We start from the raw sequence: 18,837 nt of genomic DNA, 5'->3' as shown, positions 1-18,837 counted from the left end.
CGCGGTTCTCCGTGGCCGCCGTCGCGCGCCTGATCCTGCAGGATTTCCGCTCCTACGAGGCCCTCGATCTCGCGATCGGGGGCCGAATCCTGGCGCTCGTCGGCGAGAACGGCGCCGGCAAGACCAATCTGCTGGAGGCGCTCTCGCTCTTCGCGCCGGGACGCGGCCTGCGCCGGGCGGAACTGCCCGCCATGGCGCGGCAAGGCGGTCCCGGCTCCTTCGCGGTGTCGGTGGCGCTCGCCGGAGACGGCCCGAAGCTCGGCGTCGGGCTTGGCCTTCCCGATGGCGATGGCAGACGGGCGCGGCTCGCCCGCATCGACGGCGTCGCGGCCGGCTCGGCCCTGGCCTTCGGCGAGCATCTGCGGCTGGTCTGGCTGACGCCCGATCTCGACGGGCTGTTTAGGGGCGCCGCCGGCGAGCGCCGCCGCTTCCTCGACCGGCTCGTGCTGGCGGTCGACCCGGCGCACGCCGCCCGATCGAATGCGCTCGAGCGGGGCCTGCGCTCGCGCAACCGCATCCTCGAGGAAACGCCCCACGAAACCCATTGGCTCGACGGGGTCGAGCGCGAGATCGCGGAACTCGGCGTCGCGGTCGCGGCGGCGCGCGCCGAGACGGTGGCGCGGCTCTCCGCGATCATATCGGAGAGCAGCGCCGTCGCCTCGCCCTTCCCCGACGCCGCCCTGACCTTGGCCGGCGAGATCGACGAGCTTGTCGGAAGCCGGCCGGCGCTCGACGCCGAGGACGCCTATCGCGCCGTGCTGCGACAGAGCCGCATTCGCGATCGCGCCGCCGGGCGCGCGCTCGTCGGTCCGCAGGCCTCCGACCTCGTCGTGCGCCATGCCCGGAAGGACATCCCGGCCGAGCTCGGCTCGACCGGCGAGCAGAAAGCATTGCTGATCGGGCTCGTGCTCGCGCATGCCCGCCTCGTCGCGGCGATGACCGGCATCGCGCCGCTGGTGCTGCTCGACGAGATCGCGGCCCATCTCGATCCGCGCCGGCGCGCGGCGCTCTATGACGGGCTGACCCGGCTCGGCTGCCAGATCTGGCTGACCGGGGCCGACCCGGCGCTGTTTTCCGACCTGCCGACCGGCGCGCAGCGGCTGCTGGTGAAACCTGGGACCGTCATAGGCCTCGGCTGAAGCCGTGTTCAAAACCCTTTCCGGCCGGAACGCGAAGAACGATTAACCATTCTTGGCGAAACTGCGCGCTATGCAACCCAAGCTGCCTCAATTCTCGGCTGCCGACCGGCCATCGCCGGCCATCTGCTGGCGATCCTGGAGCCGCATTTCGACGCCTCCGTCAGGATGCTCTACCAGAAGACCTTCGGCGACGCCCTGCATCTGCGCCAACCGGAAACCTATGCCGACGAGACGCTGAAATACCGCAAGCTGTTCCGGCTCGAGCTCGACGACATCTATGTCGCGGCCAAGAACCGCATCATCATGCGCGCCAATGGCCGCAAGATCTGCCTCGCCGACTATCCGCAGTTCTTCGCCGAGGACTTCTCGCGCTTCTCGGCCCTGATCGTCGCAGGCTGGAAGCGGCGCTGGGGGCCGGTCGACGCGGCGCTGCGCGTCTTCTGCACGGTGATGTTGACCGACATCTCGTTCTCGCTGTCCTGCTTCGACGAGACGATCGAGAACGGCATCAACGACAAGCTCTCGGTGCTGGAGCGCTCCTTCCGCGACGGGATCGCCGAGCGCATCTCCGCGATCGAATCCGGCATGGGCGAGGTCGCGGGCCTGTCGGGACGGCTCGCCGACAAGGCCGGCGCGACGCTGCAGGCGGTGGCCGGGACCCAGCGCCGGCCCGAGCAGGTCTCGGCCTCGGTCGCCGAGATCGTCAGGGCGACGCGCGATTTCGGGGCCTCCAGCGCCCGCATCATGCGGGAGACGGCGACCTCGACGCGCGCCACCGACGAGGCCAGCGCCGAATGCCGCGGCATCACCGACAACGTCCAGGCGCTGCGCCAGGCCAATGAGCGCATCGGCAGCGTCGTCGAGCTGATCCGCAACCTGGCCTCGCAGACCAATCTGCTGGCGCTCAACGCCACCATCGAGGCGGCGCGCGCCGGCGAGGCCGGCCGGGGCTTCGCCGTCGTCGCCGCCGAGGTCAAGTCTCTCGCCAACGCCACCAACAGCGCGACCGAGACGATCCGTCACGGCGTCGACGAGGTCGTCAGCGCCGGCGAGGCGATCGAGACTGCGGTGCGCGAGCTCAGCCTCTCGATGCAGGCGATGCAGGAAAGCGCCCGCATCGTCGCGGAATCGGTCGCCGACCAGGCCGGCCGGATCGACGCCATCGCCGGCCAGGCCGAAACCTCGTCATCGGGCGTCGACGCCATTGCCCATCATGCCGCGCTCGTCGAAGGCATCGCGGGTGAGGCCGCGACGCTGGCGCGGCAGATGGACGAGCGCGTCAAGGCGACGTCGAGCCTGTCGCAGGAACTCGAACGCTCGATCGGCGATTTCCTCGGCGAAGTCGCACGCGCGCGGGCCGAGCGCCACCGCACCACCATCGCCCAGAGCGGCTGAGCCTCGCCCGGCCTCAGCCGCGCAGCACCATCCGCCCGGTCTGGACCTCGTAACCCTGCAGCTTGCCGAGGAAGGACGCGCCGAGAAGGCTGATCGAAAGCGCGCCGGCCGGCAGCACCACCGCCTCGACGTTGCGCACCAGTATATCGCCGAGCCTGATCTCGCGCAGATTGACGCGCGCGCCCTTGACCGCGCCGTTCGCGGTATTGAGCGTCATCTTGTAGTCGCTCGACGAGAGCTGGATGCCGAGCGCGCGCGCATCGGCGGCCGTCAACGCCACGACGCTCGCGCCGGTGTCGACCATCATCCTGATGCGGAAATTGTCGATCGAGGGATGCACGACGTAGTGACCGCGATAATCGGCGGCGACTGTGAGGGTCGGCCGGACCGCGGGCGGGGCGGCGACAGGCGCAGGGGCCGGACCGGACGCGCGCGCCGTCGCAAGGCTCGGCGCATCGCCACCCGTGAAGCCGGCGATCCTGTCGCCATACCCGGCCGCGCCGAGCGCGGTCGCGGCAGCAACGCCCAAGGCCCATCGCAACGGACTTTGCCCCATCCGACCATTCCAGCTTGCGTCGACAGCCCGCCGACGATGGCGGCCGAGGTGCTGACGAAGGGTGAAGTCGATCGGCGCGATTGCAGGGATCGCGCCGGTTCGGGCCCGCTTCGCGCCAAGACCCTTAACGGCACGTGTCGAGCCGGGCCGTTTCTCAGATGAACGCCGCGCCGACCAGCGCCTCGATCGCCTCGCGTCGCGGCACGCTCGGCTGCGCGCCGGCGCTGGCGCAGGCGAGCGAGCCGGCCGCGAGCCCGCGCTGCAACGCCCCGGAAAAGCCGTAACCTCCCGCCAGCGCCGCGGCGAATGCGCCGCAGAAGCTATCGCCGGCGGCGACCGTGTCGACCACCGCGACCTTCGGCGCATCGAGCCGCCGGCGCACCCCGCCATGCCAGCCGACGACGCCGTCCGCGCCGAGCGTGACGATGCAGGCGAGTTCGCGCTCGGCGTCGATGCGCCTGGCGAAATCGTCCGGCTCCAGAGCCGGCCAGCCGAGCGCTTCGGCCAGGATCAGAGCCTCGTGCTCGTTGACGATCAGGATGTCGAGACAGGCCAGGAGATCGGCTGAAAGCGCGCCGGCCGGGGCGAGGTTGAGGATGACCCGGCCGCCGGCCCGTTTCATCGCCCGCGCCGCGATCAGGCACTGGTCTTCGGGAACCTCGCGCTGCAGCAGCAGGATGTCGGTCTCGCCGAGCGGCAAACCAGACAGCGCCGACGCGTCTGCCCGCGCGTTCGCGCCGGCGGCGACGACGATCTGGTTCGCGCCCGTCGCCTCGACCGCGATGAAGGCGGCGCCGGTCGGGGCATCGATGCGGGCGACATGGGCGAGACCGACGCCGTCCTGCGCCAGCAGCGACAAGGCGATCTCGGCAAAGCCGTCGCGCCCGACCGCGCCGACGAGGGCGACCTCAGCGCCGGCGCGGCGGGCGGCGAGCGCCTGGTTGGCGCCCTTGCCGCCGGGATGCAGCGCATAGTCCGGTCCCATCACGGTCTCGCCGGCTTTCGGCAGGCGCTGGACCACTGTCACCAGATCGACGTTGAGGGAGCCGAAGACGACGATCACGATTCCAGTCCTCTCGCGAGCAGGCCGACACCTGCGATGAAGGCGGCTTCCGGCGCGACGGTCTCGAAGGCGAGGCCGGCAGCGGCAAGTCCCGCGCCGTAGCTGTCCGCCATGACCCCGTGCGCGACGAGATGGACCCGGTCCGGCCGCCCGAGGAGAGCGAGCGCGCCGGCGATCTCCTGCCCGACCAGCAGCGCCGAAAGAAACGGCCCGACGCAGCCGGGAGCCATGCGGCCGGCCAGAACCCCGGTGCGGGCCGCGAAGGCGGCGTTGAGCAGCCCGCCTGCCCGACCCGCCGCCGCGAAGCCGAGCCGCGCGCCCTCTGTCGCCTCGCCGCCCGCGGGCTCGGCCGCCAGCCGCGACAGGATCGAGTTCTGGCGCAGCAGGCCATAGACCTCGCCGGTCATGAAGCTGGCGAAGCGGGTGATGCGGCCACCCTCGACCTGAGCCCATTTGGAATGCGTGCCCGGCAGGCAGACGACGCCGTGATCGAGTCCGAGGCCGACGATCAGCGTCTCCTCGCCGCGCATCACGTCGAAGGCCCCCTCGTCGCAGGAGAGGCCGGGCAGGATCAACGCGCTCGCGCCATCCGCCAGCGTGACCTGCATCGCGGACGCGGCGATGGCGTGCGGCGTCGCGGGGCAGGCGACATAGGGCGCCTCGACCCAGCCATTGCGGCTGCCGACCATGCCGGCGAGCATGATCGCGGCGTCAGGCCGCGCGCGGCGGAAATTCCCGGCGATGGCCTCGAAGGCGGCGGGAAAGCCGCCCTCCGGCACGGATTGGATGCCCTGGTCGGCGCTGCGCCGGTCGACGACCGCGCCGTCCTCGCCGATCAGGAAGGCGCGGGCGCGGGTGGTGCCCCAGTCGAGCGCGATCAGGGGCGGGTGTGATCGCGGACTTGGCATGGGCAGGCTCCGGCGGTCGGTCGGCCCGGTTTAGCGATCCTGCGCCGTCATGGCGAGTGCCGCTCACGCCTCGAAGAAGATCGTCTCGCCGTCGCCCTGCAGGCGGATGTCGAGCCGGAAGACGCCGTCCGGCCCGCGCCTGGCGACCAGCGTATCGCGGCGCTCGGACGGCACCAGAGCGAGGACCGGGTCGGACATGTTGGCGGCTTCGTCGGAGAAATAAATCCGCGTCATCAGCCGCACCAGAACGCCGCGCGCGAAGATCGACACGGTGAGATGCGGGGCCTGCCTCGTCCCGTGCGGTCCGGGCAGCGCGCCCGGCCGCACCGTCTCGAAAAAGTAGCCGCCCTCCGCGCTCGTCTCGCAGCGCCCGAAGCCGGTGAAGCCGGCATTGCCGGCGGCGTTGAAGCGCCCCTGCCCGTCCGCCTGCCAGATCTCGATCATCGCGTCGCTCACCGCCGCGCCGTCGCCGTCGAAGACCGTGCCCTCGACGCGGATCCGCTCGCCGGCCATGCCTTCCGCCGCGACCTGCCCGGTGAAGAGTTCGCGCCCGCCATAGGCGCGCGGCGTCAATGCATAGGCGAAGAACGGGCCGATCGTCTGGGAGGGCGTCAGTTCCGGCTTTGCCTCGGTGTTCTCGGGTTCAGTGCTCATGCGGCTCCTCCGTCGGCGTCGCCTCGCGCCCGCGCAGGACGATGTCGAACTGATAGGCCAGCGCCCAGTGGTCCTCGGTCGTGCTGATGTCGAAGCGCGAGACCAGGCGGTCGCGCACGCGCTCGTCGGTGATCGACTGGAAGATCGGATCGTATCGGAACAGCGGGTCGCCCGGGAAATACATCTGGGTGATGACACGCGAGAGGAAGCTCGGTCCGAACAGCGAGAAGTGGATATGGGCCGGCCGCCAGGCGTTGTGATGGTTGCGCCAGGGATAGGCGCCGGGCTTGATCGTGACGAAGCGGTAGCGCCCGTCCGCATCGGTCAGCGCGCGGCCAGCGCCGGTGAAGTTCGGATCGAGCGGGGCCGGATGCTGGTCGCGGACATGGACGTAGCGGCCGGTCGCGTTGGCCTGCCAGATCTCGACCAGCGTGCGCGGCACCGGCCGCCCGTCCTCGTCCAGCACGCGGCCGGTGACGATGATGCGCTCGCCGATCGGCTCGCCCGCGTGCTGGCGCGTCAGGTCCATGTCGGTCTCGGTGACCGCGACATGGCCGAAGACCGGCCCCGTCGTCTCCGAGAGCGTGTGCGGCAGCAGGATCAGCGGCTGCGAGGGCGCGCGCTTCAGGGTCGACTTGTAGTCGGGCGAGGCGTTGGCGGGATGCGCCGTCAGGCCGTCCAGCGGGTAGATCAGGCTCATGCCGCCACTCCATGGGCTCGCTTGGTGCGCGCATGCAGGTCGCGCAGCACGTTGAGTTCCTGCTCGGTCGCGGGCGGAGTCTCCGCCACGCAGGCGGCAAAACGCAGGGGCCAGCCGCAGCCGGCCTGAACCTGCTCGCGCGTCACGCCGGGATGCAGCGAGGTCACGGCGAGCTCCGCCGTCTCCGGGTCGGGCTCTAGAACGCAGAGATCGGTCATCACCTTGGTCGGGCCCTTGGTTTTCAGGCCGAGCCGCTCGCGGTCGCCCTTGCCCGCGCCATGGCCGAAGGAGGTGATGAAGGGCAGTTTCTCGACGAAGGCGCGCGCCCCCATCGCCATGGTGACGAAGATCTGCTGGCAGTTGCTGGCGATCTCGGGCGCGCCGCCGCCTCCGGGCAGCCTGACCTTCGGCGCGTCATAGGGGCCGACCACCGTCGTATTCAGATTGGCGAAGCGGTCGATCTGCGCGCCGCCCAGGAAGCCGATGGTGATGCGGCCGCCCTGCAGCCAGTAGCGGAACATCTCCGGCACCGAGACGGTGGTCAGCGCCGTGTCGCAGAGTTCGCCGTCGCCGATCGAGAGCGGCAGCACGGAGGGACGCGTCGAGAGCGTGCCGGATTCGTAGATCAGCGTGATCTTCGGCGCATGCGTCAGCCGGGCGAGGTTGCAGGCGGCCGAGGGCGCGCCGATGCCGACGAAGCAGACGTCGCCATTCGTCAGCAGCCGCGCGGCGGCGATGGTCATCATCTCGGTCGGGGTCGCGGTCATCACGCGGCCTCCCGCTTCGCGCCCGCATGCGATGCAAAAACCTCGGGACCCCGCTCCAGCACGTTCGCCTTCATCCAGGCCAGAAAGGTCTCGCGCTCGCGGGCGATCTTGTCCCAGGCGATGTAGAAGTCGTTGGCGCGCCTGGTGTAGCCCTGCGCGTAGGAGGGGAAGGCCCCGCCGGGCACATGGGCGATCGCGGTGACGGTCCAGGCCGGCAGGATCACGGCGTTGGCGTTGCGCGGCCCGAAATCCTCGACGATCTCCTCGACCGTGACGAGCGCGCGTTTCGCCGCCAGCACCGCCTCCTTCTGCACGCCGACGATGCCTTCCAGCATGACGTTGCCCTCGCGATCGGCCTTGAGGGCGTGGATGATCGCGGCGTCCGGACGGATCGCCGGAACCGTCGCCAGCACCTCGCCGGTATAGGGACAGGTCACCGATCCGATCCGGCCGTTGACGCACGGCAGATCGACGCCCTTGTAGCCGCGGAATACGGCGAAGGGCAGGTTCGCCGCGCCCGCCTCGTAGGCGTTGGCCATGGCGGCGTGGCTGTGCTCCTCGATCTCCAGCCGATGCGGCCAGCCGTTCTCGACCGCGTCGCGGAAACGATGGAGCGAGCCGACGCCGGGATTTCCGCCCCAGGAGAACACCAGCTTCTCGGCGCAGCCCATGCCGATCATCTGGTCGTAGACCAGGTCGGGCGTCATCCGGATCAGCGTCAGCCGCTTTCTCGCCTGGCGGATCGCCTCGTGGCCGGCGGCGTGCGGGATCAGATGAGTGAAACCCTCCATCGCGACGGAGCAGCCATCGCTCAGGACCGCCTCGACGCCCTCGCTCAGGGAGACGAACTCCGCCACCTTGACATCTCCTCGAAATGTGCGTTTATCGCACAATGTTTTGATTATCGCACTTTATGCCGTGCGGAGAAACGGGTCAAGCATGCCGGCCGGAACGCCAGACCGCGACCATATGGCGGCCCTCGAAAAGGGGCTGGCGGTGATCGAGTGCTTCGACGCCGTCCATGACAGGCTCACCATCGCCGATGTCGCCCGCGCCACCGAGCTGTCGCGGGCGGCCGCGCGCCGCTGCCTGCTGACGCTGGCCAGGATCGGCTATGCCGAATTCGACGGCAAGTTCTTCCGGCTGACGCCGCGCGTGCTGCGGCTCGGCTATGCCTGGCTCGCCTCGACGGCGCTGCCGCAGCTGGTGCAGCCCTTCCTCGAACGACTTTCGGAGGAGGCGCATGAATCCTCCTCCGCGTCGCTGCTCGACGGGCACGAGATCGTCTATATCGCGCGCTCGGCCCAGCGCCGCATCATGTCGGTCGGGCTGTCGGTCGGCTCGCGCCTGCCGGCGTTCTGCTCCTCGATGGGGCGCGTGCTGCTGGCGGCGCTGGAGCCGCAGGCCGCCGAGGCGCTGATCCGGGCCGGGACACCGCGCGCGCTGACGCCGCGCACGGTCACCGATCCGGCCAGGCTGATGGCGCTGCTGGAGGATGTGCGCGCGCAGGGCTGGTGCCTTGTCGACCAGGAGCTCGAACTCGGGCTGGCCTCGCTCGCCATGCCGCTGCTCAGCCATCGCGGCGCGGTCGTCGGCGCGTTCAACCTGTCGGTGCAGGTGCAGCGGGTCCCGGCCGAGGCGATGGTCGCGCGCTTCCTGCCGCGCATGCAGGCGATGCGGCTGCAGCTCCAGCCGCTGATCAAGTGAAGAGCAAATCCCATGAAAGATCCGTGCCGATGATCACCCTGACCGCCGGCGCGCTGAGCGCCCGCATCGTGCCGGACGCCGGCGGCATCGTTGCCGGACTCGACTGGCGGCGGCCGGACGGGCGCTTACACAGGCTGCTGCATGCGCCGGACGGCGCGACGCCGTCGACCCGCCGGCCCAACATGTTCGGGAGCTGGGCGATGGTCCCCTTCGCCAACCGCGCTTTCGGCGGCGTGGTCGACGACGGCGGACGCCGCTTCACCGTGCCGGAGAACAACGTCCATGGCGGCGGCAACATCCACGGTTTCGGCTGGCAATCCGCCTGGAGAATCCTGGGTCGGACCGCCAGCCATATCGCGCTGGAGCACCGAAGGACGACCGGGTCGGACCCCTATCGCTACCGGGCGACGCAGGACGTCAGCCTGGATCCGGCCGGCATGACCGTCGCGATCGCGGTCACCAACGAGGCGGACCAGGCCCTACCCTATGGCCTCGGCCATCATCCCTGGTTTGCCTGCGCGCCCGACACGCAACTCGGTATGACCGCGACGGGCGCGCTCGTCTTCGGCGAGGCCTTTCGCGCGACGGGCTCGCAAGATCTGTCCGGCGGCGGCCCCTATGCCGGCAAGCCGGTTTTCGCGACGGGTCGCGAAACGGCATGGAGTTTCCTCGGCTGGGACGGCGTCGCGCGCATCGAGACGCCCTCGACCGGGCTTGGCCTCACCCTGACAGCGAGCGAAACCCTGCGCTGTCCGGTGGTCTGGGCGCCGGCGGGCGCGGATTTCCTCTGCGTCGAGCCGCAGAGCCACGCGATCGGTTCGCCCAGCGAGAAGCCGGCGCGCGAAGCCGCGCCGCTGATGCGGCTGGAGCCGGGCGAGACGCTCTCGGGCTGGCTTCGGATCGCGCCGGCGGCGCTTTGAGCTGTGCTCAGCGCCAGCGCGGGCCGGTCTGGTGGTAGCGCGGCATGTCGGAGGGATGGTAGCCGAGCGCTCCGGACGGAAGGGCCGGGCGCAGCAGGATCTGGCCCCGCGCCGTATCCCAGCTCGGTCATGCGCTGGGCCGCGAGATCGACCCGGACGTCGACGCCGGCCCGCGCCGGAAAGAGGGCGAGCAGCGACAGGCCGAGAAAGGCCAGGATGCCGAGGACGCGACGCATCACACACTCCGGGGGGCGCAACTGGTGAGACCGATCGGCGTCGTCGGGCGCGAAGGCCGCCGCCAGCGCGCTCAAGAAAACGCCTGCTCGCGGACGTCGTAAAGCGTCCACGCGAATCGTGGTTTCCGCCATCGCGGCGAGGGCATGCGCGGCGCGCGCTTTACCGGCTCGGAGCGCGGGGTGTAGCAGGGTGATCCCCTCCTTTCGACGCCCGTCTCTTTGCCCGGTACCCATGACAGAGATGCTCCTGCCGGCCGGCGTCACGCCCGCGATCGCGCTGCTGCTCGTCGCCGTCAGCTTCATGACCTCGGCCTTTACCGCCGCCTTCGGCATCGGCGGCGGCGCGGTCATGCTGGGCGCGCTCGCCGGCACGGTCTCGCCAGCCGTCGTCATCGCGGTCCACGGCCTCGTCCAGCTCGGCTCCAATGTCGGGCGCGCCTTCGTCCAACGCATCCATGCGCAGTGGGGCATGGTGGCGCGCTTCGCGCTTGGCTCTCTCGTCGGCGTCGCGATCGGCGGCTATATCGTCGTGGCGATGCCGGAGCGGGTGCTGCTCGGCGTGCTCGGCGGCTTCATCCTCGTCCTGGCCTGGATCCCGAAACCGCGGATTCCCGGCCTCGCCTCGAGCGGGCTGGTCGTGGGCGGCGGCATCTCGACGGTCGTGACCATGTTCGTCGGCGCGACCGGCCCCTTCGTGCAGGCGCTGCTGCTGCCGCTCGGCCTGCGGAAGCGCGAGCTCATCGCCACGCACGCCGCCTGCATGATGGTGCAGCACCTGCTCAAGGTCTTCGCCTTCGCCGCGCTGGGTTTCGCCTTCGCCGGCTGGCTGCCGCTGATCGCGGCGATGATCGTCTCGGGCTTCCTCGGCACCATCGCCGGCACGAAGCTGCTCGACCGGCTGCCCGAGCGCTGGTTCGTCGCGATCATCAAGACCGTGCTGACGGTGATAGGGCTCGATCTGCTGCGCCGCGCCGCCGGTTTCTGACGCCTCACAGCATCGGCAACGAGCGCGGTTTCGGGCCGCGCGGGAAAGCCGCGTCGATGCGCGCGATGTCGTCGTCGCCCAGGCGCAGGCCAAGCGCGCCGGCATTGTCCTCGACATGGGCGGTCCGAGCCGCCTTCGGGATCGCGAAGACCGAGGGGCGGCGGGTCAGGAAGGCGAGCGCGACCTGTCGCGGGCTCGCGCCACGGCTCTCCGCGATCCTGGCCAGCACCTGTCCGCCGGCGCTGCCGGGTTCGGGAAAATCGTCCTGCCCGAAGGGGCTGTAGGCGGTGACCGCGACGCCATGGCGCTCGCACCACGGGATGACGGCATGCTCGATGGCGCGCTCGCGCAGATGGTAGAGCACCTGGTTGCAGGCGATCTCCCCCTTGCCCGACACGGCGAGCGCCTCCTCCAGATCGTCGACGTCGAAATTGCTGACGCCCCAGGACAGGATCTTGCCCTGCGCGCGCAGCGTCTCGAAGGCGGCGAAGGTCTCCGCCAGCGGATGCGAGCCGCGCCAGTGCAGCAGGTAGCAGTCGAGCCGGTCGGTCTCGAGACGCGCCAGCGAGGCCTCGCAGGCTCTGACCGTTCCGCTGCGCGAGGCGTTGTGCGGAAGCACCTTCGAGACGAGGAAGACCTCGTCGCGCCGGCCGGCGATCGCCTCGCCGACGATCTCCTCTGACCGGCCGGAACCATACATCTCGGCGGTGTCGACATGGTTCAGGCCGAGATCGAGCCCGCGCCGCAGCGCCGCGACGGCCTCGTGGCGGTCGCCGAGTTCGATGTTCCAGGCGCCCTGACCGACGGGCGGGACGGCCGGGCCGCCGGCCCCGAATGGTTGCGAGGTCATGATGTCCTGCTTGGCCGCGACGTCACACCGGCGGCGTGCCGTTGGCCGACAGCACCTCGCCCGCCAGATAGAGCGAACCGCAGATCAGGATGCGCGGCGGGGCCGGCCAGTTGCGTTCGGCGATGGTCCGCAGCGCCTGTTCGACGGAGCCCGAGATCTCCGCCTGCAGCCCGGCCTCTCCCGCGAGCGCCGCGACCTCGGCGGCGGGCCTCGCCACCAGCGAGTTCTGGATCGGGACGGTCAGAAGCGTCTGCGCCAGCCCCTTGAAATGGCCGAGCGTGGCCTTGGCGTCCTTGGTCGAGAGCAGCCCGACGATCATCACCAGCGGGGCCGGGTTGCGATCGGCGAGATCGGCCATGGCCTGCGCCAACACGCGGCCGCCATCGGGGTTGTGGCCGCCATCGAGCCAGAGTTCGGCGCGCGGCGGCAGCAATTCGACCAATTGCCCGCGCGACAGGCGCTGGAGGCGCGCCGGCCAGTCGGCGCCGAGCATGCCCTGCTCGAACGCCCTGGCCGGCAGCCCGCCATAGCCGGCGGCGCGCAGGCCCGCGATCGCCGTGCCGGCGTTGACGTGCTGGTGCCGGCCCGCGAGGCGCGGCAGGGGCAGGTCGAGCAGGCCCTCGCCATCCTCGTAGACCAGCCGGCCGCCATCCTCGCGGACGTTGAAATCCTGCGCGCCGATGAGGATCTTCGACGCTCCGACGCGCTCGGCGGTCGCCTCCAGCACGGCGGTCGGTTCGGGTTCCTGCGGCGCGATCACGGCCGGCGCGCCGCGCTTGAAGATGCCGGCCTTTTCGCCCGCGATCTTGGTGACGGTGTCGCCGAGATACTCGGCATGGTCGAGCGAGACCGGCGTCACCACGGCGCAGGCCGGGTGGGCGATGACGTTGGTCGCGTCGAACTGGCCGCCGAGCCCGACTTCCAGCAGCACGACATCGGCCTCGTGCTCGGAGAACAGCAGCAGGCCCGCCGCCGTCGTCATCTCGAAAAATGTGATCGCGTCGCCGGCATTGGCGCGTTCGCAGCGGGTCAGCGCATCGACCAGCATGTCCTCGTCGACGAAGCGGCTGCCGCCGACAGCGCCGAGCCTTATGCGCTCGTGGAAGCGCACCAGATGCGGCGAGGTGTAGACATGGACGCGCAGATCCGCCGCCTCGAGGATCGCGCGCATGAAGGCGATGGTCGAGCCCTTGCCGTTGGTGCCGGCGACATGGATCACCGGCGGCAGCCTGGCCTGGGGATCGCCCAGCCGCTCCAGCAGCCGCAGCATGCGCCCGAGCGACAGGTCGATCAGCTTGGGATGCAGCGCGAGGAACCGCGCCAGCAGCGTGTCCGACGACCCCATGACGCGTTTCCGGCCCTCGTCCGCGCGCGTCGCTCAGGCCGCCTCGGTGAGCGGCGGCGAAGGCTCGGCTAGCTTGGCGGGATCGGGCTGACGGGTCAGCAGCCGCCCGAGCCTCGCCAGCGTCCCGGGCAGGTCGTGGCGATGGACGACCATGTCGACCATGCCGTGATCCTTGAGATACTCCGCGCGCTGGAAGCCTTCGGGCAGCTTTTCGCGGATGGTCTGCTCGATGACGCGCGGACCGGCGAAGCCGATCAGCGCGCCAGGCTCGGCGATCTGGATGTCGCCCAGCATGGCGTAGGAGGCGGTGACGCCGCCGGTGGTCGGGTTGGTCAGCACGACGAAATAGGGCAGTCCGGCGCGGCGCAGCATCCGGACCGCGACGGTGGTGCGCGGCAATTGCATCAGCGAGAGGATGCCTTCCTGCATGCGCGCGCCGCCAGACGCCGCGAAGACGACATAGGGCGTCTTCTTCTCCAGCGCGGTCTCGGCGCCCCTGATGAAGGCCTCTCCGGCGGCCATGCCGAGCGAGCCGCCCATGAAGTGGAAATCCTGCACGGCCAGCGTCATCGGCAGGCCCTTGACCCGGCCATAGCCGACCTTGAAGGCGTCCTGCGCGCCGGTCTTGGCGCGCGCGTCCTTGAGCCGGTCGAGATAGCGCTTCTCGTCGCGGAACTTCAGCGGGTCGACCGCGACCTCGGGCAGTGCGACGTCGAGCCATTTGCCCTCGTCGAAGGTCATGCGAAGGCGATCGGGCGCCTTGACGCGCATATGGTGGTCGGAGCCGGGGATGACGAAGCCGTTGGCCTCGACATCCTTGTGGAAGACCATCTGCCCGGAATCGGGACATTTGATCCAGAGATTCTCCGGGCTCTCGCGCTTGAACAGCGTCTTGATGCGCGGCCGGACGACTTCGGAGATCCAGTTCATCGCTTCGATCCTGACGGTTTTGCCGCGAAAGGCCGGCTCAGGCCGCGGCCTTCGCCGCCCGGCGGACGCCGGCGGCGAGCTCCGCCACCAGCGACGTGACGGCCGATACGGTCTTTTCCGTGGCCCTGCCGTCGCCATCCAGCGACAACCGGACCCGCTCGACCAGGGCCGAGCCGACGACGACGCCGTCCGCGCCCCTGGCTATCGCCACCGCATCGGCCGCCGTCTTGACGCCGAAGCCGACCGCGACCGGAAGATCGGTATGGCGCTTGATCCGCGCGACCGCCTCGCCGACGGCCTCGTAATCGCCGATGGCGCCGCCGGTGACGCCGGTCACCGAGACGTAATAGACGAAGCCCGAGGTGTTCCGCAGGACCTTGGGCAGGCGTTCGTCATCCGTGGTCGGCGTGGCGAGGCGGATGAAGTTCACCCCTGCCGCCAGCGCCGGCAGGCAGAGTTCGGCGTCCTCCTCTGGCGGCAGGTCGACGACGATGAGGCCGTCGACGCCGGCCGCCCTGGCGTCCTGCAGGAAGCGCTCGACGCCGTAGACATAGATCGGGTTGTAGTAGCCCATCAGCACGATCGGCGTGTCATGCCCGGCGTCGCGGAAGGCCGCGACCATGGCCAGCGTGGCCTTCAGCGTCTGGCCGGCCTTCAGGGCGCGCTGGCCGGCGAGCTGGACCGGGACGCCGTCCGCCATCGGGTCGGTGAAGGGCACGCCGAGTTCGATGATGTCGGCGCCGGCCGCCGGCAGCGCATGCAGGATCGCCGAAGAGGTGTCGAAATCCGGATCGCCGGCGGTGACGAAGGTCACCAGCGCGGCGCGCCCCTCGGCGGCGCAGGCGGCGAAACGGGTCTGGATGCGGGTCTGGCCGTTGGTCGTCATGCGCCAGCGGTTAGCATGGCCGGCGCGGGCTGGCGAGAGGGCAGGTCGGGCCGCCTCAACCGATCGTCGCGCCGCGGTCGCGGAGCAACTGGCGTAGCACCGAGCGATGGCAGCGCGCCTCGTCCTCGCAATAGCAGCCAACGGAGAGGTCGGCCCTGTGCGAAAGCGCGGCCAGCAGATCGAGCGTGCGGCTGGCCGGCGGCCCCGCCATCTCGGCCCTGAAGGCGCGCACGAAGCCGGCCCATTGCGCATCGGTGCTCGCCGCCTGGGCCCTGGCGACCAGTTCGGCGCTCGGCGACAGCTCGGGATACCAGACGTCGAACCAGTCGTCCGCGGCGAAGCGCTCCTTGCGGACGCCGCGCGGCGGACGCCGGACGGCGCCGATGCGCGTGCCTTCGTCGGGATGGCGGGCCGAGCCGAGACGGACGATGCGGAGAGGCATATTCGAGACGGCCTGAACAGCCTCACATCCCGCCCAGTATCTCCGCCACCTGGGGAATGTCCTTGTCGCCGCGGCCGCAGAGGTTCATCACCATCAGATGGTCCTTGGGCAGCTTCGGCGCGAGCTGCATCACCTTGGCGAGCGCGTGGGCCGGCTCCAGCGCGGGGATGATGCCCTCGAGCTTGGAGCAGAGCTGGAAGGCCTCCAGCGCCTCGTCGTCGGTCGCGGAAATGTAGCTGACGCGGCCTGAATCGTGCAGCCAGGCATGCTCGGGGCCGATGCCGGGATAATCGAGCCCGGCCGAGATCGAATGGGCGTCCTTGATCTGGCCGTCGCCGTCCATCAGCAGATAGGTCCGGTTGCCATGCAGGACGCCCGGCGTGCCGCCGGTCAGCGAGGCCGCGTGCAGCCCGGTGGACAGGCCGTGGCCGGCCGCCTCGACGCCGAACATCTTGACCTCGGGGTCGTCGAGGAAGGGGTGGAACAGGCCGATCGCGTTGGAGCCGCCGCCGATCGCGGCGATCAGCGAATCCGGCAGCCGGCCTTCGGCCTCCTGCATCTGCTCGCGCGTCTCGCGGCCGATCACGCACTGGAAATCGCGCACCATCGCCGGGTAGGGATGCGGGCCCGCCGCCGTGCCGATGCAGTAGAACGTCGTCGCGACATTGGTGACCCAGTCGCGCAGCGCCTCGTTCATCGCATCCTTCAGCGTCTTCGAGCCGGACTGCACCGGCACGACCTGCGCGCCCAGCATCTTCATGCGGAAGACATTTGGCTTCTGCCGCTCGACATCGACCGCGCCCATATAGACGATGCATTCGAGGCCGAAGCGGGCGCACAGCGTCGCGGTCGCGACGCCGTGCTGGCCGGCGCCTGTCTCGGCGATGATGCGCTTCTTGCCCATGCGCCTGGCCAGCAGGATCTGGCCGAGCACATTGTTCACCTTGTGCGCGCCGGTGTGGTTCAGTTCGTCGCGTTTGAAATAGATTTTCGCGCCGCCCGATAGGCCGGCGGCCGTCGCTACACCACGCAAGTGCTCGGTCATGCGCTCGGCGAAATAGAGCGGCGAGGGCCGGCCGACATAGTGCTTCAGATAGGAGGCCATGTCCTTCCGGAAGGCCGGATCGACCTTGGCGGCCTCATAGGCCTGCTCCAGCGAGAGCACGAGCGGCATCAGCGTCTCCGCGACGAAACGGCCGCCGAACAGACCGAAGCGGCCGTTTTCGTCCGGGCCGGACCGATAGGTATTCGGGTTCTGGGGCGCGTTCATGCCGGGCCTGCCTTCTTGTCCAAATTTTGCGCGGCGGCCCGCGCCGCCGCGACGAAATCCCCGATCCGGTCGGCATCCTTGACGCCCGGCGCGCTTTCGACGCCCGACGAGACATCGACGCCGGCCGGCCGCGCCATGCGGATCGCCTCCGCGACATTCGCCGCATCGAGCCCGCCCGATAGCATGAAGCCAAAGCCGGGGTCGAGCTTCGCCAGCAGCGCCCAGTCGAAAGGCCGGCCATGGCCGCCGGGATAGGCTGCGTCCTTCGGCGGCTTTGCGTCGAGCAGGATACGGTCGGCGACGCCGCGATAGGCCGCGACGGCGGCGAGATCGTCCACGCCGGCGATGCCCAGCGCCTTCATCACCGGCAGGCCGGTCGCGACCCGGATGGCGCGGACCTCGTCGGGCGTCTCGCGGCCATGAAGCTGGAGCCAGTCGGGCTTCAGCGCCTCGACAAGCTCCCGCACCTCGCCGAGATCGCGATCGACGATCAGCGCGACGATATCGGCGCGCTTCCGCGCCAGGCCGGCAAGCTCCGCGGCATGCTCGCGCGAGACGTATCGCGGGCTCTTCGGATGAAGGACGAGACCGACCATGTCGGCGCCGGCATCCAGCGCCGCCCGCATGGTGTCGGGAGTCGACAATCCGCAGATCTTCACCTCGAGACCGGGTTTCAACGTCGTCATGGGCGGCCTATAGCATGATCGCGCACGTCGCACTTGCGACATGATGGCCGGTAAAGCCAAGCTGCCGAACATGGCGCGGCGCGCGCGGGAATTGGTTGGGGCATGAGGCGACGCGGTTTCACGATACTGGCGGGGCTGCTGGCGATCTTCGGCATCGTGGCCGCGGCCTTCTATCTGGTCAGCCAGCCCAGGACGCTGAAGCTCGCGGTCGGGCCGCTCGGCTCCGAGGACGCCCGCATGGCGGCCGGCTTCGTGCAGGGCCTCAACCGCGAAAAGTCGCAGATCAGGCTGAAGCTCATCCTGACCGAAGGCCCGGAGGAGAGCGCCAGGAAAATCGATGCCGGAGCGGCCGATCTCGCCATCATCCGGCCCGATATCGCCTTGCCGGGCAAGGCCGATACGGCGCTGATCACGCGGCGCTCATTCCCGTTCTTCATCACGCGCAAGGAGACCGCGATCGGCCGCATCGCCGATCTGCGTGGCAAGACGATCGGCGTGGTGCGCAATCCGCCCGGCAACCTCGCCTTGCTCAGGCTCGTGCTGGCGCAATACGAGGTCGCGGCCGAGGAGGTCACGATCGTCGGCCTGACGAAGGACGAGATCGTGCCCGCCGCGAAGGAGGGCCGCATCAACGCCTTCTTCTCGATCAACGCGGTGGGTGCGCGCACCAACAACGAGGCCGTCGGCCGGCTGCGCTCGGGCTGGGGCGATGATCCGGTGCTGATCCCGGTGCGCGAGGCCGACGCGATCGCGGCCCGCATCCGCACGATCGAGACCGGCGAGATCGTGCGCGGCGCGCTCGGCGGCGATCCGCCCCGCCCCTCGGAGGCGCTGCCGACGATCGCGATCACCTCGCGGCTCGTCGCCTCGCAGGATCTCGCTGACGATGTCGTCGGCAATCTCGTCAGCGCCGTGCTGGCGCTGCGCGTCACCCTCGCCGCCGAACTCCCGCTGATCCAGGGACTGGAAGCGCCCTCGACCGACAAGGATTCGGCCTTGCCTGTCCATACCGGCGCGGCCGCCTTCATCGATGGCGAGCAGAAGACCTTCTTCGAGCGCTATGGCGACTGGTTCTATCTCGGCGTGATGGGGCTGTCCCTGCTCGGCACCGGCACCGCCGGATTGCTCGGTCGCGAAAGCGCCGCGCGCCGGCGCAGGGCGATGTCGGGCCTGGACGAGTTGCTGGCCTTGCTGCCTGAAATCAGATCCTGCGAGGACGAAGGCAGCCTTGCAGGCTTCGAGAACCAAGCCGACGTCATCCTGACGCGCGTGCTCGGCGACTACGCCAAGGACGATCTCGACGGCTCCGGTCTCGCCGCCTATCGGCTGGTGATGGACCAGGTCGGGCGGGCCGTGGCCGAGCGCCAGCGGCAACTGGCGGAGTCGTGACGAGGCGGC

General features: G+C 70.0%; 20 protein-coding genes. 6 read left to right on the top strand and 14 right to left on the bottom strand.

The window, feature by feature from the left end; translation table 11 throughout:
* Positions 1–11 precede the first annotated feature (11 nt).
* Both recF and AC1RRW_RS14675 read left to right on the top strand, forming a co-directional pair.
* Entirely contained in the window at positions 12–1,139 is a 1,128-nt protein-coding gene (gene recF, locus AC1RRW_RS14680) for a DNA replication/repair protein RecF (RefSeq protein WP_492901513.1), read from the top strand.
* Between the two features lie 165 nt (positions 1,140–1,304).
* Entirely contained in the window at positions 1,305–2,534 is a 1,230-nt protein-coding gene (locus AC1RRW_RS14675) for a methyl-accepting chemotaxis protein (RefSeq protein ID WP_492901512.1), read from the top strand.
* A gap of 13 nt (positions 2,535–2,547) precedes the next feature.
* Here AC1RRW_RS14675 and AC1RRW_RS14670 read toward each other — a convergent pair whose 3' ends face one another.
* The 7 genes from AC1RRW_RS14670 to AC1RRW_RS14640 form a co-directional block, all read right to left on the bottom strand.
* Complete coding sequence (locus tag AC1RRW_RS14670; RefSeq protein WP_492901511.1) at positions 2,548–3,063, bottom strand: retropepsin-like aspartic protease family protein; 516 nt, start codon at positions 3,061–3,063, stop codon at positions 2,548–2,550.
* A gap of 181 nt (positions 3,064–3,244) precedes the next feature.
* Entirely contained in the window at positions 3,245–4,153 is a 909-nt protein-coding gene (locus tag AC1RRW_RS14665) for a ribokinase (RefSeq protein WP_492901510.1), read from the bottom strand.
* Entirely contained in the window at positions 4,150–5,061 is a 912-nt protein-coding gene (locus tag AC1RRW_RS14660) for a 2-dehydro-3-deoxygalactonokinase (protein WP_492901509.1), read from the bottom strand. The genes AC1RRW_RS14665 and AC1RRW_RS14660 overlap by 4 nt, the downstream gene beginning before the upstream one ends.
* A gap of 63 nt (positions 5,062–5,124) precedes the next feature.
* A complete protein-coding gene (pcaG, locus tag AC1RRW_RS14655; protein WP_492901508.1) occupies positions 5,125–5,715 on the bottom strand; it encodes a protocatechuate 3,4-dioxygenase subunit alpha in 591 nt (196 codons plus the stop codon).
* Positions 5,705–6,415 (bottom strand): protocatechuate 3,4-dioxygenase subunit beta, encoded by a 711-nt coding sequence (gene pcaH / locus AC1RRW_RS14650; protein ID WP_492901507.1) that lies wholly within the window; start codon positions 6,413–6,415, stop codon positions 5,705–5,707. Before pcaH ends, pcaG begins: the two co-directional genes overlap by 11 nt.
* Entirely contained in the window at positions 6,412–7,185 is a 774-nt protein-coding gene (locus AC1RRW_RS14645; protein WP_492901506.1) for a CoA-transferase subunit beta, read from the bottom strand. The genes pcaH and AC1RRW_RS14645 overlap by 4 nt, the downstream gene beginning before the upstream one ends.
* Positions 7,182–8,039 carry a CoA transferase subunit A gene (locus AC1RRW_RS14640; RefSeq protein ID WP_492901505.1) on the bottom strand — a complete coding sequence of 286 codons (858 nt, stop codon included), beginning with the start codon at positions 8,037–8,039 and terminating at the stop codon, positions 7,182–7,184. The genes AC1RRW_RS14645 and AC1RRW_RS14640 overlap by 4 nt, the downstream gene beginning before the upstream one ends.
* An 82-nt stretch (positions 8,040–8,121) precedes the next feature.
* On the opposite strand from AC1RRW_RS14640, the gene AC1RRW_RS14635 reads away from it, so the two are divergent.
* From AC1RRW_RS14635 to AC1RRW_RS14625, 3 genes are all read left to right on the top strand, one after another.
* On the top strand, positions 8,122–8,889 hold the full coding sequence (locus AC1RRW_RS14635) for an IclR family transcriptional regulator domain-containing protein (protein WP_492901504.1): 768 nt from the start codon (positions 8,122–8,124) through the stop codon (positions 8,887–8,889).
* Positions 8,890–8,918: 29 nt separating this feature from the next.
* Positions 8,919–9,809, top strand: a complete 891-nt coding sequence (locus AC1RRW_RS14630) for an aldose epimerase family protein (protein ID WP_492901503.1) — start codon at positions 8,919–8,921, stop codon at positions 9,807–9,809.
* A gap of 468 nt (positions 9,810–10,277) precedes the next feature.
* Positions 10,278–11,030, top strand: a complete 753-nt coding sequence (locus AC1RRW_RS14625) for a sulfite exporter TauE/SafE family protein (RefSeq protein ID WP_492901502.1) — start codon at positions 10,278–10,280, stop codon at positions 11,028–11,030.
* A gap of 4 nt (positions 11,031–11,034) precedes the next feature.
* Here AC1RRW_RS14625 and AC1RRW_RS14620 read toward each other — a convergent pair whose 3' ends face one another.
* The 7 genes from AC1RRW_RS14620 to AC1RRW_RS14590 are packed head-to-tail and all read right to left on the bottom strand — an operon-like array spanning position 11,035 to position 17,439.
* Entirely contained in the window at positions 11,035–11,880 is an 846-nt protein-coding gene (locus AC1RRW_RS14620; RefSeq protein ID WP_492901501.1) for an aldo/keto reductase, read from the bottom strand.
* Positions 11,881–11,902: 22 nt separating this feature from the next.
* A complete protein-coding gene (locus AC1RRW_RS14615) occupies positions 11,903–13,225 on the bottom strand; it encodes a bifunctional folylpolyglutamate synthase/dihydrofolate synthase (protein WP_492901500.1) in 1,323 nt (440 codons plus the stop codon).
* A gap of 33 nt (positions 13,226–13,258) precedes the next feature.
* Positions 13,259–14,155, bottom strand: coding sequence for an acetyl-CoA carboxylase, carboxyltransferase subunit beta (accD, locus tag AC1RRW_RS14610; RefSeq protein WP_492901499.1), 897 nt, complete (start codon positions 14,153–14,155; stop codon positions 13,259–13,261).
* 37 nt (positions 14,156–14,192) lie between these two features.
* Positions 14,193–15,041 (bottom strand): tryptophan synthase subunit alpha, encoded by an 849-nt coding sequence (gene trpA, locus AC1RRW_RS14605; RefSeq protein ID WP_492901498.1) that lies wholly within the window; start codon positions 15,039–15,041, stop codon positions 14,193–14,195.
* A 55-nt stretch (positions 15,042–15,096) separates the two neighbouring features.
* Complete coding sequence (locus tag AC1RRW_RS14600; RefSeq protein ID WP_492901497.1) at positions 15,097–15,483, bottom strand: DUF488 domain-containing protein; 387 nt, start codon at positions 15,481–15,483, stop codon at positions 15,097–15,099.
* Positions 15,484–15,505: 22 nt separating this feature from the next.
* The gene (trpB, locus tag AC1RRW_RS14595; RefSeq protein ID WP_492901496.1) at positions 15,506–16,753 is read right to left on the bottom strand and encodes a tryptophan synthase subunit beta; all 1,248 of its coding nucleotides are present in this window, start codon (positions 16,751–16,753) and stop codon (positions 15,506–15,508) included.
* Positions 16,750–17,439 (bottom strand): phosphoribosylanthranilate isomerase, encoded by a 690-nt coding sequence (locus tag AC1RRW_RS14590; RefSeq protein ID WP_492901495.1) that lies wholly within the window; start codon positions 17,437–17,439, stop codon positions 16,750–16,752. Before AC1RRW_RS14590 ends, trpB begins: the two co-directional genes overlap by 4 nt.
* A gap of 102 nt (positions 17,440–17,541) precedes the next feature.
* Here AC1RRW_RS14590 and AC1RRW_RS14585 point away from each other — a divergent pair, with 102 nt between their 5' ends.
* Positions 17,542–18,828 (top strand): TAXI family TRAP transporter solute-binding subunit, encoded by a 1,287-nt coding sequence (locus tag AC1RRW_RS14585; protein WP_492901494.1) that lies wholly within the window; start codon positions 17,542–17,544, stop codon positions 18,826–18,828.
* The last annotated feature ends 9 nt before the right edge of the window (positions 18,829–18,837 follow it).

This window comes from Allobosea sp. GW821-FHT12C12, from assembly GCF_058807355.1.
This window is presented reverse-complemented; position numbering and strand designations above follow the sequence as displayed.

Excerpts from the sequence above, each read along its gene's own strand:
- AC1RRW_RS14675 (WP_492901512.1), top strand. The coding sequence starts at position 1,305 with ATGCTCTACCAGAAGACCTTCGGCGACGCCCTGCATCTGCGCCAACCG.
- AC1RRW_RS14660 (WP_492901509.1), bottom strand. The coding sequence starts at position 5,061 with ATGCCAAGTCCGCGATCACACCCGCCCCTGATCGCGCTCGACTGGGGC.
- pcaG (WP_492901508.1), bottom strand. The coding sequence starts at position 5,715 with ATGAGCACTGAACCCGAGAACACCGAGGCAAAGCCGGAACTGACGCCC.
- pcaH (WP_492901507.1), bottom strand. The coding sequence starts at position 6,415 with ATGAGCCTGATCTACCCGCTGGACGGCCTGACGGCGCATCCCGCCAAC.
- AC1RRW_RS14635 (WP_492901504.1), top strand. The coding sequence starts at position 8,122 with ATGCCGGCCGGAACGCCAGACCGCGACCATATGGCGGCCCTCGAAAAG.
- AC1RRW_RS14630 (WP_492901503.1), top strand. The coding sequence starts at position 8,919 with ATGATCACCCTGACCGCCGGCGCGCTGAGCGCCCGCATCGTGCCGGAC.
- AC1RRW_RS14625 (WP_492901502.1), top strand. The coding sequence starts at position 10,278 with ATGACAGAGATGCTCCTGCCGGCCGGCGTCACGCCCGCGATCGCGCTG.
- AC1RRW_RS14620 (WP_492901501.1), bottom strand. The coding sequence starts at position 11,880 with ATGACCTCGCAACCATTCGGGGCCGGCGGCCCGGCCGTCCCGCCCGTC.
- AC1RRW_RS14615 (WP_492901500.1), bottom strand. The coding sequence starts at position 13,225 with ATGGGGTCGTCGGACACGCTGCTGGCGCGGTTCCTCGCGCTGCATCCC.
- accD (WP_492901499.1), bottom strand. The coding sequence starts at position 14,155 with ATGAACTGGATCTCCGAAGTCGTCCGGCCGCGCATCAAGACGCTGTTC.
- trpA (WP_492901498.1), bottom strand. The coding sequence starts at position 15,041 with ATGACGACCAACGGCCAGACCCGCATCCAGACCCGTTTCGCCGCCTGC.
- AC1RRW_RS14600 (WP_492901497.1), bottom strand. The coding sequence starts at position 15,483 with ATGCCTCTCCGCATCGTCCGTCTCGGCTCGGCCCGCCATCCCGACGAA.
- trpB (WP_492901496.1), bottom strand. The coding sequence starts at position 16,753 with ATGAACGCGCCCCAGAACCCGAATACCTATCGGTCCGGCCCGGACGAA.
- AC1RRW_RS14590 (WP_492901495.1), bottom strand. The coding sequence starts at position 17,439 with ATGACGACGTTGAAACCCGGTCTCGAGGTGAAGATCTGCGGATTGTCG.
- AC1RRW_RS14585 (WP_492901494.1), top strand. The coding sequence starts at position 17,542 with ATGAGGCGACGCGGTTTCACGATACTGGCGGGGCTGCTGGCGATCTTC.